The sequence below is a fragment of the Trichothermofontia sp. genome (genome assembly GCF_053493415.1).
Genome location: NZ_JBRCAD010000198.1, coordinates 16782 through 28761, shown reverse-complemented (window position 1 = coordinate 28761; position 11980 = coordinate 16782). Strand labels below are relative to the sequence as shown.

10 protein-coding genes are annotated in these 11980 nt (G+C 55.8%); 3 read left to right on the top strand and 7 right to left on the bottom strand.

Features of this window, described 5'->3' with window-relative positions:
- The 6 genes from ACWIUF_RS17545 to ACWIUF_RS17520 form a co-directional block, all read right to left on the bottom strand.
- Positions 1-552: hypothetical protein (locus tag ACWIUF_RS17545; RefSeq protein ID WP_448573814.1), on the bottom strand; the 552-nt coding region annotated here is incomplete at its 3' end.
- Positions 553-629: 77 nt separating this feature from the next.
- Positions 630-1370, bottom strand: a complete 741-nt coding sequence (locus tag ACWIUF_RS17540) for a hypothetical protein (protein ID WP_448573813.1) — start codon at positions 1368-1370, stop codon at positions 630-632.
- On the bottom strand, positions 1351-2307 hold the full coding sequence (locus ACWIUF_RS17535; protein ID WP_448573812.1) for a DevR family CRISPR-associated autoregulator: 957 nt from the start codon (positions 2305-2307) through the stop codon (positions 1351-1353). Before ACWIUF_RS17535 ends, ACWIUF_RS17540 begins: the two co-directional genes overlap by 20 nt.
- 73 nt (positions 2308-2380) lie before the next feature.
- Positions 2381-4216: a hypothetical protein gene (locus ACWIUF_RS17530; protein ID WP_448573811.1), complete on the bottom strand. Its 1836-nt coding sequence runs from the start codon at positions 4214-4216 to the stop codon at positions 2381-2383.
- A gap of 157 nt (positions 4217-4373) precedes the next feature.
- A complete protein-coding gene (locus tag ACWIUF_RS17525; RefSeq protein ID WP_448573810.1) occupies positions 4374-5312 on the bottom strand; it encodes a class I SAM-dependent methyltransferase in 939 nt (312 codons plus the stop codon).
- A gap of 59 nt (positions 5313-5371) precedes the next feature.
- Positions 5372-5854, bottom strand: coding sequence for a response regulator (locus ACWIUF_RS17520; protein WP_448573809.1), 483 nt, complete (start codon positions 5852-5854; stop codon positions 5372-5374).
- On the opposite strand from ACWIUF_RS17520, the gene gyrA reads away from it, so the two are divergent.
- A complete protein-coding gene (gyrA, locus tag ACWIUF_RS17515; protein ID WP_448573808.1) occupies positions 5853-8420 on the top strand; it encodes a DNA topoisomerase (ATP-hydrolyzing) subunit A in 2568 nt (855 codons plus the stop codon). The two genes, ACWIUF_RS17520 and gyrA, sit on opposite strands and share 2 nt — an antisense overlap.
- A gap of 184 nt (positions 8421-8604) precedes the next feature.
- Here gyrA and glnA read toward each other — a convergent pair whose 3' ends face one another.
- Positions 8605-10026 carry a type I glutamate--ammonia ligase gene (gene glnA / locus ACWIUF_RS17510; RefSeq protein WP_448573807.1) on the bottom strand — a complete coding sequence of 474 codons (1422 nt, stop codon included), beginning with the start codon at positions 10024-10026 and terminating at the stop codon, positions 8605-8607.
- A 387-nt stretch (positions 10027-10413) separates the two neighbouring features.
- Here glnA and apcB point away from each other — a divergent pair, with 387 nt between their 5' ends.
- Positions 10414-10923, top strand: coding sequence for an allophycocyanin subunit beta (gene apcB / locus ACWIUF_RS17505; protein ID WP_448573806.1), 510 nt, complete (start codon positions 10414-10416; stop codon positions 10921-10923).
- Between the two features lie 308 nt (positions 10924-11231).
- On the top strand, positions 11232-11945 hold the full coding sequence (rppA, locus tag ACWIUF_RS17500) for a two-component system response regulator RppA (protein WP_448573805.1): 714 nt from the start codon (positions 11232-11234) through the stop codon (positions 11943-11945).
- Positions 11946-11980 lie beyond the last annotated feature (35 nt).

Here is an 11980-nt window from a genome sequence, read left to right as displayed (position 1 = left end):
ACTCATCCCCCACAACAGCGGTGCCAATAGCTCCGATCGCAACAACCCCACCCGCAACCACTGCTCCCCCGACTTCGCCCGAATCAACGTCACCGTCAACGGCAGCGTCCCCTGTCCATGCAAACCCACCGCCAAATCTGGATCAGCCGCCCCCAACCACCGAAAACACTGCCCATGCAACGCCCGTCCCAGCGTCGGCGGCAACGGCCTCTCACTCTCAACCGGCACCTGAATCACCCGCAACGGGCAGCGATCCACCTCCACCCCCGCCACCGTATACAATCGCCCCAACCAACTCACCGCCGTCTCCAGGCCCACCTGATCCTGCATCCGCTGCAACAACACCCCATACCCCGCTGCCTGCCGCAACACCGGCATCACCTGCACCACCCCCTGCTGCTCCCGCAACGGCACCCACACCAGCTCCGGCTCCAGCCCCGGCAACCACTGGTGCAACGGCCTCGACGCCACCGCCGCCTCCGTAAACCGCAACACCACATTCACCCCCGCCACCTCCGGCGCAACCCCCACCCCAACCTTTTCAACATCCATCTTCTTCACCCCTTAGTATCTTCGTGTCTTCGTATCTTCGTGTTAAAAAAAGCCCAACCTTGAAAAATCCATACCCCTCATAAACGCTCATACACGTCATACCGTGCCCCCGTCGATCGCAACCGCAACGGCAACAACCCCGACTCAATTACCCGATCGCGTCCCACCTGCGCCTTCTCCCCCGAAAACGGATTAATTCGCCCAAACGTCGCCTGCGGCCCCAAATCATCCCACGGCTGCACCATAAATCCCTGCCCCGGATTTCCGGCAAAACTAGGCGTTGCCGTATAGAGTATTTCCCCCGGCAAAAATTGGAAAAAACACCCCCGCTTGCCAAAATAATTAATTTGCGCAAACAAATCGGCTAATTTCTCTACCCATTGACTCGGTCCCACACAAATCCGTAAATTTCCCTCCAAAAACACCCACTCCCGAAACACAAAACCCGGCTGCATCGGCAACGTTTTCCGTCCCTTATCCTGCTTATCCGTCACCTGGTCGTAATAACGCAACGTATAGCCATTCCGATTCACCACCAACCGTTCCGGCGGTAATACATAAACCGTCAACCCCCGAATCCACTCAAACTGCGGTTTCAGCCAATGATTAAAGTGATCGCGCTGCCCATATCCCTCCCCTTCTAATAACACCCGCAGCAACGCCATCTTAATCGCATAGGGCGTCGGCACCCAATTGGTCCGTCCCGCCATACTCGTCGCATCCGATCGCTTCAGCGAAAACAAACTCACCGGCTGATAACTCACCGTTACCCAAACCGCATCCGACGCCAGATCTTGCCTAGGCTGTAGCGACATCATTCCCCTCCCACACCTGCGCCGACTGCAACAACGCCTCAATACAATCCCCAAACTGCGCAAACGTATCAAACTGATATTGATGAATCGTATCCTCCCCATTAATCCGATTCAACATCGCCGCTAAATCTGAAATTTGCCGCTGATAACTCTCCACCTGCAACGGACTCACCATCGGGGCCGGACACCGCCGCGTACTTACCGTAATCACCCCCTCAAAATGATCCGGGTGTGGCAAATGGGTATTACGCTTAGCCCCATTCGGCTGCAAATAGGTATACAAAACACTCTTGAGCAACGCATCTAACCGTTGCTTCCGTTCCTCAGATGTGATCGCATAATCAAACGTATGGGGATTATAGCCAATCCGAAACGCCTCAATATTCAGCACCGTCGCATATAACCCCGAACTCACCTGCACATTATAGGGCGTTGGATTTTCCACCCCATATTTAGCATGGAAATAGCTTTGCGTCTTCACAAAACTGGGTACACCGACCACCGCCCCAAACTCAATCACCGACTCCCGCTTAAGCGTCTTTCCCCCCTTTTCCGTCACCATAAACCCTTCCAAATCACTCAGCGCACACCGCTGCAACACCTTAGCCGTCTTTTCCGGCAGTTCATCCTGGTCAGCGAACAACGGCAAATTCTGCTCAATGTCATAACCAATCCGGTCTGGGTCAAACCGCTTTCCCCCTTCCGACAATGCCACCCCCATCTCCACACACACCCGCTGCAAATGTTCCGCCTGAATATGCTTCAACATATCCCCCGACACCCCATTCACCAGCTTCGGTTCCGGGTCACCCTTCGTCACAATATAGTACCGCCGCGTCAACGACTGATTCCCCTCATTCCCCTCATTATTCAAGGCATGTAACTGCCAAGACAACAACCCACTCAACGAAACCGAATACACCGGAAAACCAGCACTCATAATCCTTAAACCTCCTACTTAGTGAATCTTCGTGTCCTTCGTGCCTTCGTGGTTAAAAACAGCTCCCCAATCATCACTCATCCCCATCTTCACCCTCCACCGCGATCGCATCCTCCCAATCCCCCTCCTTCGGCCTTGTCCATCGTGCATACCCATAGGCAATCAACAAATTAGCCACCAACCCATGATCATGCTCACTAACCAACCGCACCAACCCATCCAAATCCGCCTTCGTCGTCCACACCCGCCGTAACGTCTTCCCCTCCTTCTGCAACTGTTCCGCAATCCGCAAATTCTCCGCCTCATACCGCGCCAAAAAATCCGCGATCGCACTCAAAAACTCCGTCTTCGATCCCGACTGCGTACTCAACCGCTGCGCCAACCCATACTGCCGCAGCCAATCCAACTCAATCACCCCATCCTGGGTACGCACCTTCCCCGGATAGACCGTCGATTGATTAATCGCCTTCGCCACCCGGAGGAAACTAGGGTCCTGCACAATCCGCAAAAAATCATCATCCGCTCGACTCATCACAGTTAATCCCTCCACAGTAAACAGCCTCGGTGGCCGCACCTTCGGATCAGCCAACCGTCGTACCACATAATCCGCATAGCTCACCTGAAAGGGAAAGAAAGCTCGCACGTAACCACTTGTTATAAAATCCCGATAACTTGCCAACAACTCTCCCTCCCCCGCCTCCACCGACAGCGATCGCACCACCGCCAAATGCTCATGCAACACCCCCTGATAATCCACCACCTCCTGGTAATCCACCGGTGCAATCCACCTCGGCAACCCCAAACTAAACACCTCCTTCACCCCATACACCTGCCCCTTGGAGCCAAAATGGGTACCACTAAACCCCGTCACAAAATCACTTAAAGGTCTCCCCCGCGATCGCCGGCGTGACTGCTGACGTTGGGCCTTAGCCGGATGATGATCTAACAACTCCTGACAAAACCGTAAAATCAATTCGGCATCAAACCGCGCCACCCCATACCCCGCCCCTGGGGGATTCACCTGCCTCAGCCTATCCAAAAGATCCCAATAGGTTTGTAACTCAATATCCTTTGGACTCAAACCCACCACCCGCCAGTCATAGACGCGATCAGCCACCTTCACCCGTTCAGCGAACCCTAATTGAAATAACCCCGCCGCAATCAACCATAAACTCAACCAATCTACCTTCAGAGAATCAACCTTGTTCGTATCGGCCTTGACCCGATTGACCCCCTGCACCGTCGTCGGCAGATAAATCTTCACCGCACTCGCCTGCGTTGGCACAGCACACCCCACCGCCCGCAACCGTGCCACCACCTGCGCGATCGCCGCCTCATGGTCCAGGGGTGGCTCCTGACTAAACGCCCGGATTAACTCCGCCACCAACAGCCCATAATGCTCTCGTAGCTCCCAGGCCCCCAACCACAAGTCATTATGGTTGCGATCGTGGCGCATCGAGGTCAGAATTGCCCCATTTTGCGTCCGAGCATCCGGCGGCTCCGGCATTTCCTCCGGGCGATCGGTGGCTAACCGTTGCTGACTGCGATACTCCCGATAAGCCCGCCGCCGTTCCGTTTGCCCCACCACATCAAACACCGACACCGCCGCCAAAGGCAGTTTGGCCAAATCTGTCTTCGCCCCCCGCACGGGCGGAAAAGGATTAGGATTCCCCGGTGGCAAATGCGCGATCGCATCCACATCGATCGCCCGATCGCACACCAAAGCATAACCACTGCCCTCATCCAATAACTGGATCGTCACCCCCGGCTGCGTCCGGGCTAGGGCCTCCTCCAACACCAGCGCCAACCCCAACGCCCCAAACACATCCGCATAGGTATTAAACCGCTTCGAGATCACCAACCGCTGCACCATCGCCCTCAGCCCCAACGCTCCCCCACCTGCATACATCAACCGTACCCATTATGCAGCCCGTTGGAAGACCCTACTTCCGAAGGTCCATTCCGCCGAACGCGAGAGCGCCCCATCCAGATCAAGGCCGCCAGTGTTTAGCAGTCCCAAGGTCAAACGTTACTTACAACTACACCTCATCCAGCTGTACTAATTTCTATGGTATCTCTAGGACCAACTGTTGATAGCTAAAGGCCCCCGTCTGAGCATCACAGACCAACGGTAATAATAGACCCGCGATCGCATTGCGCACTAAATATTTCGGCAACACCCACTGTAATAACTTGGCCCGCCAGGGATGCCGAAAATACCGTTTAGCGAGGGCTTGAACTTCGTAGAGATTGGGAAGAATCGCCTGGGTTTTATCCTGTTGAACGATCGCGGTAAAACCCACCGACTCTGCTACCGCTAACCAGTCCGCCAAAACCGGGAACCCGTGCCGCACTGCCATTGTCACCTCGGTCAACTGCATCGCCAATTGCATCTCTGGGCTAAAGGTGGCTAAGTCCGCCTTGCGATAGCCATCAAATACCACCAAACGTCCCCCCGGTCTCAGCACGCGATAGAGTTCGGCTAACACCGTTTGGCTATCCGCCGCATGGCACAGACAATCAACCCCAAAGGCAAGGTCAATACTTTGATTCGGTAAATCTAGCTGGTTAAAATCACCAACTTGAAAGGCAAGATTGGGCACCTGCGCCGCCTTTTGGCAGGCAATTTGCACATGGCGGGGAGTCAGATCAACCCCTCTAAATTGCACCTCTGGATGGTGCTGGGCCAGGAATAAACTGTTAAACCCCTTGCCGCTCCCTAATTCCAACACCTGGCTAGCCTTAATAGCCTGGATCTGTTCAGACACGGAGCGGGGTTGACCATAGTACCCATCGGGATCAAATACCCCATCTTCATTCAGGGCAAAATGCACACAATCCCGTAAAGAATGATACTTGCGATAACCCGGTTCACTCTCCGTGTAGTAACGCACGGTAATATCGCGATCGTAGTCGGCCAAAATGCGATCGCAGGGAAAATAGCGCTGGACTAAAGCCAATGCCACCGTTAAAGTCACCGCCCCCGTCTTCGCCTCGGCCCCCATAACCCACCGCTTGTCAAAAGTTAATATTGATAGTACAAAAATACCTGTTATCTTAAACCTTAAGGATTTGGGATCAGTGCCTTGACCTTATCGACAAACGCCTGGTGATCAATCACGGGTTTCGAGATATAGTCATCGGCACCGCTCTGGGCCAAAAGATTTTCGCGATCGCCGCGCATGGCATGGGCGGTAATCAAAATCACGGGCAGGTCCGCCGTGGCCGGGTCCGCCTTCAGCATTTGCGTAATGCGAATCCCATCCACCTGCTTCCCCTGGTAAAAACTACGCGCCAACGAAACATCCATGAGGACCACATCCACCGCCCGCGCCTGGGCCAGTTGCAGCACCTCCTCCACATCCTCCGTGTGTTTGACCGCCAGTTCCCCCCGTTTGGTTAACACTTTGGCAAAGACACGGGCGTTAACCAGATCGTCCTCCACAATTAAAACAGTTCCCATTTTGCTGTCCTTTGTGTTTTCATGCATCTGCGGCGAGGTGCGCATTTCATCCCCTACCACCGACGATTGAGGAATCCTACGCATGGCAAAGCAACTAAACCTGCTCTCATCCGGCCAGGTCGTCACCACGGCCCTGCACACCGAGATGCAGCGATCGTACCTAGAGTATGCCATGAGCGTGATTGTCGGACGAGCGCTCCCCGATGTTCGCGATGGCCTAAAACCCGTCCATCGACGGATTCTCTACGCCATGCACGAGTTGGGCCTGACCCCCGATCGCCCCTACCGCAAGTGTGCCCGCGTGGTGGGCGATGTTTTGGGCAAATACCATCCCCACGGCGATCAGGCGGTCTACGATGCCCTGGTGCGGCTGACGCAAACCTTTGCCAGTCGGTATCCCCTGCTGGATGGCCACGGCAACTTTGGGTCGATCGACGATGATCCGCCCGCCGCCATGCGCTACACCGAAACCCGACTGGCTGCCGTCAGCCACGAGTCGCTGCTGGGGGAAATCGGGGCCGCCACGGTGGACTTCACCGATAACTTTGATGGCTCCCAGCAGGAACCGATCGTCCTCCCGGCCCAACTGCCGATCCTGTTGATCAACGGTTCATCCGGGATTGCCGTCGGCATGGCCACCAATATCCCCCCCCACAACCTGGGGGAAATCGTCGATGCGCTGATTGCGCTGATCGATCGCCCCGATTTGTCCGATGCAGATCTGTTCAAAATTATACCGGGTCCCGACTTCCCCACGGGCGGCGAAATCGTGGGAATCACGGGCATCCGCGAGGCCCAACTGACGGGGCGGGGCAGCATTCCCGTGCGGGGGGTGGCGCAACTGGAGGAAATCCAACCGGGGCGGGGTCGCCATCGGCGCAATGCGATCGTGATTACGGAACTGCCCTACCAGGTGAACAAGGCGGGGCTGATTGAAAAAATCGCCGATCTGGTCAACCAGGGCAAAATTGACGGCATTGCCGATCTGCGGGATGAGAGCGATCGCGAGGGGATTCGGGTCGTTGTCGAACTCAAGCGCGAGGCTAACCCGCAATCGGTTTTAGATCATCTGTATAAGCAAACCCCCCTGCAAAATAACTTTGGGGCGATCCTGCTGGCGTTGGTGGACGGGCAACCGCGCCAATTGAGTTTGCGGCAAATCCTGACCGAGTTTCTTCAGTTCCGGGAGGAAACCCTAACCCGGCGCTACCGCCATGAGTTGGAACAAACGGAAAAGCGCTGTCACCTGGTTGAAGGGATGCTGAATGCCCTGGCCCACCTGGATGCGGTGATTGCCCTGCTGCGGCAGGCTCCCGATGGCGGTACGGCTAAGTTGCAACTTCAGGAACAGTTTGACTTTAGCGATCGCCAAGCCGATGCGATCCTGGCCATGCCCCTGCGGCGACTCACGGGATTAGAGCAAACCAACCTGCAAACGGAATTTGAGGAACTGACCCAGCACATCCAAACCCTGCGCCAACTCCTGACCGATCGCCGGGAATTGCTGAAAACCCTGAAGAAGGACCTGCGTGCCCTCAAGCGCAAATACACCGATCCCCGCCGGACCCGCATTGTGGAAAATGAAGCGTCACTGCTAGAGGCCAAGCAGGAGGCGGCAGTCGATAACGGGGATGAGACCCCTGTAACGCCCCTACTACCGGCTACGGTTGCCCCGGAAGCAGAAGATGTGGTGCTAACCATGACCCATCGCGGCTATGTGAAACGATTATCGCCCCGTGCCTTCCAACGGCAGCAACGCCAGCGTCAGGGTGAAGCCGAGGATACCCCGACGATCGCACCCCTAGAAGACACCCAGGATGTGCCCATCCAGATTCAACCGGCCAGCACGGATCAGGAATTGCTGGTGGTGACGCAAACCGGAAAGGCGTATACGGTGGCGATCGGAGATATTCCGGCAACGACCGGGCGATCGCGGGGAACGGCGATCGTGGGGTTGTTACCGCCCGCCATGCAGACTGATCCGGAGCCGATCGTGGCCCAATTCGTCCTCCCCAAAACCGTCAGCGAAGCCGATGAACTGGTCCTATTGAGCCAACAGGGGCGGATTAAGCGCATCCCCCTGGCCGAGGTGACCCATTTGACGAACCGGGGGCTGGTGGTGACGAAACTCAAGGAGGGGGATACGTTGGGGTTTGCAGTGCCGATGCCAGCGGCGACGGTCAGTCAGCTAGTGCTGGCAACCTCTAGCGGACGCCTATTGCGTTTGCCCTTAACAGCGGCGACCGTGCCCCTGATGAACCGTAATACCCAGGGGGTACAGGCGTTGCGGCTGCGGCCACGGGAAACGGTGGTGGGCTGTGTGGCCCTGGCGGGGAATTCGGATCTCTTGTTAGTGTCGCAGCAGGGGTATGCCAAGCGGTTACCGCTCAATATGTTGCGGCTGGGGCAACGGGGGGAACTGGGGACCTATGCCTTCCAGTTTGCGGCGAAGACGGATGCATTGGTGGCGGTGTTGGCGGCTCCGCCAGAGACGGAGGTGGTGTTGCTGAGTAATAGGCAACGCTGGTTGCAAGTCCCACTCACGCAGATTGGCGTTTGGGGGCGCGATGGCAGTGGCGATCGGTGTTTCAAGTGCGATCGGGGTGAGTGCCTAACCACCGTCGCCGTGATCAACACCCCATCACCGTAAATAGCCCCGCCAAGCTGAAGGCAGCGACGACCTTCACCAGGCGCGTCTGGAACACCCCCCTCCTAAGACGGCTTTCACCCAACAGGCAACTAAAAAAGGCGACTAAAAAAGGGGCTTTCGCCCCTTATCTCAGTTGGCATGCCCCTTATCTAAAGAACATCAATCAAGCGATCGCGACCCCCAACTAGCAGTCGTAGTAGAGCGCAAACTCGTAGGGGTGAGGCCGCAGGCGCATCGGATTCACCTCATTATCGAGCTTGTATTCAATCCAGGTGGTAATCAAGTCATCCGTGAAGACACCCCCCGTCGTCAGGAAGTCATGATCGGTTTCCAATGCCTTGAGCGCATCCAATAGGGAACCGGGCGTCGAAGGAATCTTCGCCAACTCTTCCGGGCTAAGGTCATAGATGTCCACATCCAGCGGCTCACCGGGATCAATCTGGTTCTTAATCCCATCAATCCCAGCACAGAGCATCGCTGCAAACGCCAGGTAGGGATTGCTGGTCGCATCGGGGCACCGGAACTCCAGCCGCTTCGCCTTAGGATTGTTACCCGACAGGGGAATCCGCACGGAAGCCGATCGATTCCCTTGGGAATACGCCAGGTTTACCGGTGCTTCAAAGCCAGGGACCAACCGCTTGTAGGAGTTAGTCGTCGGATTGGTGAAGGCTAACAGCGCCGGCGCGTGCTTGAGGATACCGCCGATATACCAAAGCGCCATCTGGCTCAGCCCCGCATACTTGTCACCAGCAAACAGCGGCTGGCCATCCTTCCAAATCGACTGGTGGGTGTGCATCCCAGAACCATTGTCGTTAAACAAGGGCTTGGGCATGAAGGTCACGGTCTTGCCATACTTGCGGGCCACGTTCTTGATGCAGTACTTGTAGGTCATCAAGTAGTCGGCTGCCTGAACTAACTCAGCAAACCGAAAACCCAGTTCATTCTGGCCACCCGTAGCGACTTCGTGGTGGTGCTTTTCGATCGGTACCCCGCACTTGGCCATCGTTAACAACATCTCGGTGCGCAGATCTTGCATGGTGTCCGTGGGAGCCACTGGGAAATAGCCTTCCTTGTAACGTGGCTTATACCCCAGATTCCCACCTTCCTCCATGCGACCAGAGTTCCAACGCCCTTCCACGCTATCCACGTAGTAGTAGCCCTTGTTTTCCGTTTGATCGAAGCGGACGTCCTCAAACACAAAAAATTCGGCTTCAGGACCAAAGTAGGCAGTATCACCAATATTCGTAGACTTGAGATACTCAACCGCCTTCTGGGCAATCACGCGGGGGCAACGGCTGTAGGGCTGGCCCGTCCGGGGTTCGATAATGCTACAGATAATGCTCAGGGTCGGCTCCGCCATGAAGGGGTCCATCCACACCGTAGTCGGATCAAGCACCATCGCCATATCCGACTCGTTGATGGCTTTCCAACCGCGAATACTGGAGCCGTCGAAGGGAACCCCCTCGGTAAAGCTGCTCTCATCAATCTGACTGCTATGGACCGTCAAGTGTTGCCAAATCCCGGGAAGATCGATGAACTTGAGATCAATCATTTGAATGTCTTTCTCACGGATGAGAGTTAAGACATCCTGGGGGGACGCTGCCATAGGATTCTCCTTTGCTCAACTGACCCATCGTATGAATAGGGTCTACGACAATTTGTATCTCAAGTTACAAAAAAACCGGGGTTCCGGGGGGAGTAGCCGTCGCCTGGTGGACGCGATCGCCTTGAGGGGGTGGGTGACCAGACCAGTCGCTTTCCTACCCAGCCCCCCTCCCCTCCCCATAAATCGCCCTGGAGAATCTGTTTTGCCGCTTCGGCAACATGGTAAGCTTGAGGCTGAAATCTTGACGCTGCCTAATGTTTATCGGGGTAAAGTACGTTGACGTGGTAATAATTGCCTACGGCTGACACGTGCTCCACCGTCAGGCAGGTCGCTCTGAATCCTTAAGCGATTAAAGTCTTAATAAAACTTTGTTGGGAGAGCAACTTCATGCGGGATGCCGTCACAAGTCTAATTGCCAGCTATGACATTGCAGGTCGCTATCTAGACCGGAATGCAGTTGATACCCTCAAGGACTACTTCCAAAGTGGCGCGGCACGGGTGCAGGCTGCGGCAGTGATTAATGCCAACGCCGCCGCGATCGTCAAGCAAGCGGGTTCCCAGTTGTTTGATGAGGTGCCCGAACTGATCCGTCCGGGGGGCTATGCCTACACGACCCGGCGGTATGCGGCCTGTCTGCGGGATATGGACTATTACCTGCGCTATGCCAGTTATGCCCTCGTGTCGGGTAACACCGATGTCCTTGATGAACGGGTGCTGCAAGGCCTACGGGAAACCTATAACTCCCTGGGGGTGCCTGTAGGTCCCACGGTGCAGGGAATTCTGATGATGAAGGAAATTGTCAAGGAGCAGGTGGCGGCGGCGGGCATTACCGACACCCGTTTCGTCGAGCAACCGTTTGACTACATGGCCCGTGAGTTGGGCGAAAAGGATCTGTAAAATCTGCCCAATCTCGATTCCAAGCTGACTGCACGCGAGTATTGCCGCCCCGCTCTGACATTGGTTGTTACAGCGCGGGGTTTTTTGTTGGTGGTGGGATGGGTTTGGTTTAAAACGACGGTATAGCCCTAGTCATTCAGGTTAGGATAAGGAGCTTAAGCCCCTGGTTGATCACAGCCTGACGACTGCTATACAACGGGTACGAATATACAAAGGGTACGAAGGCTCACCAAGGAAGGGGTGTATTTTGGGGGTCTGGGTGGTTTGTTGGCGAAAGGTGACGAGGACAAGGTGGGTGAAGTGGGGGTATGCGGATTCTCCTGGTGGATGATGAGGTGGAACTCACGACGCCGCTCAGTCGGGTCCTGCGACGGGAGGGCTATGTGGTAGACGTGGCTAGTGACGGGATGGCAGGACAACAGTTGGCCCTGGCTGGTCGCTACGACCTGTTGATTCTAGACTGGATGCTACCGGGATGTTCGGGGTTGGATCTCTGCCAAATCCTCCGATCGCAGGGACAACCAACACCGGTCCTCTTCCTCACGGCTAAGGATACCCTCGACGATCGTGTGCGGGGGTTGGATGCGGGGGCGGATGATTATCTGGTCAAGCCTTTTGAACTGCGGGAATTACTGGCGCGGGTGCGTGCTCTGCTACGGCGTCCAGTCCTGTTAGACAGCCAGCCCGATCCGGATCGCACAGCGTCTTCGCAGGAGCATCGCTGGCAGGTGGGGGATCTGTCCCTGGATCTGGAGAATCAGTTGGCCTATCGCAGCGATCGGCCGATCGATCTCTCGGAAAAAGAAGCCCAATTGCTGGCCTATTTTCTTCAGCATCCCAACGAATTGCTCACCCATGACCAACTGCAAGCCCACCTCTGGGGCCGTGAACACCAACCGGCCAGTAATGCCCTCGCGGCCCACATTCGTCTGCTCCGCCGCAAAATTGAAGCTCCGGGAGAGTCACCATTAATCCATACGGTATATGGCAAAGGTTATCGATTTGGCGCGATCAACCCGTAGGACACTGCGCGTTATCTGGCATGGGAGCCGTTCAA

Excerpts from the sequence above, each read along its gene's own strand:
- ACWIUF_RS17525 (WP_448573810.1), bottom strand. The coding sequence starts at position 5,312 with ATGGGGGCCGAGGCGAAGACGGGGGCGGTGACTTTAACGGTGGCATTG.
- ACWIUF_RS17540 (WP_448573813.1), bottom strand. The coding sequence starts at position 1,370 with ATGATGTCGCTACAGCCTAGGCAAGATCTGGCGTCGGATGCGGTTTGG.
- ACWIUF_RS17530 (WP_448573811.1), bottom strand. The coding sequence starts at position 4,216 with ATGTATGCAGGTGGGGGAGCGTTGGGGCTGAGGGCGATGGTGCAGCGG.
- glnA (WP_448573807.1), bottom strand. The coding sequence starts at position 10,026 with ATGGCAGCGTCCCCCCAGGATGTCTTAACTCTCATCCGTGAGAAAGAC.
- ACWIUF_RS17535 (WP_448573812.1), bottom strand. The coding sequence starts at position 2,307 with ATGAGTGCTGGTTTTCCGGTGTATTCGGTTTCGTTGAGTGGGTTGTTG.
- ACWIUF_RS17520 (WP_448573809.1), bottom strand. The coding sequence starts at position 5,854 with ATGCGTAGGATTCCTCAATCGTCGGTGGTAGGGGATGAAATGCGCACC.
- apcB (WP_448573806.1), top strand. The coding sequence starts at position 10,414 with ATGCGGGATGCCGTCACAAGTCTAATTGCCAGCTATGACATTGCAGGT.
- gyrA (WP_448573808.1), top strand. The coding sequence starts at position 5,853 with ATGGCAAAGCAACTAAACCTGCTCTCATCCGGCCAGGTCGTCACCACG.
- rppA (WP_448573805.1), top strand. The coding sequence starts at position 11,232 with ATGCGGATTCTCCTGGTGGATGATGAGGTGGAACTCACGACGCCGCTC.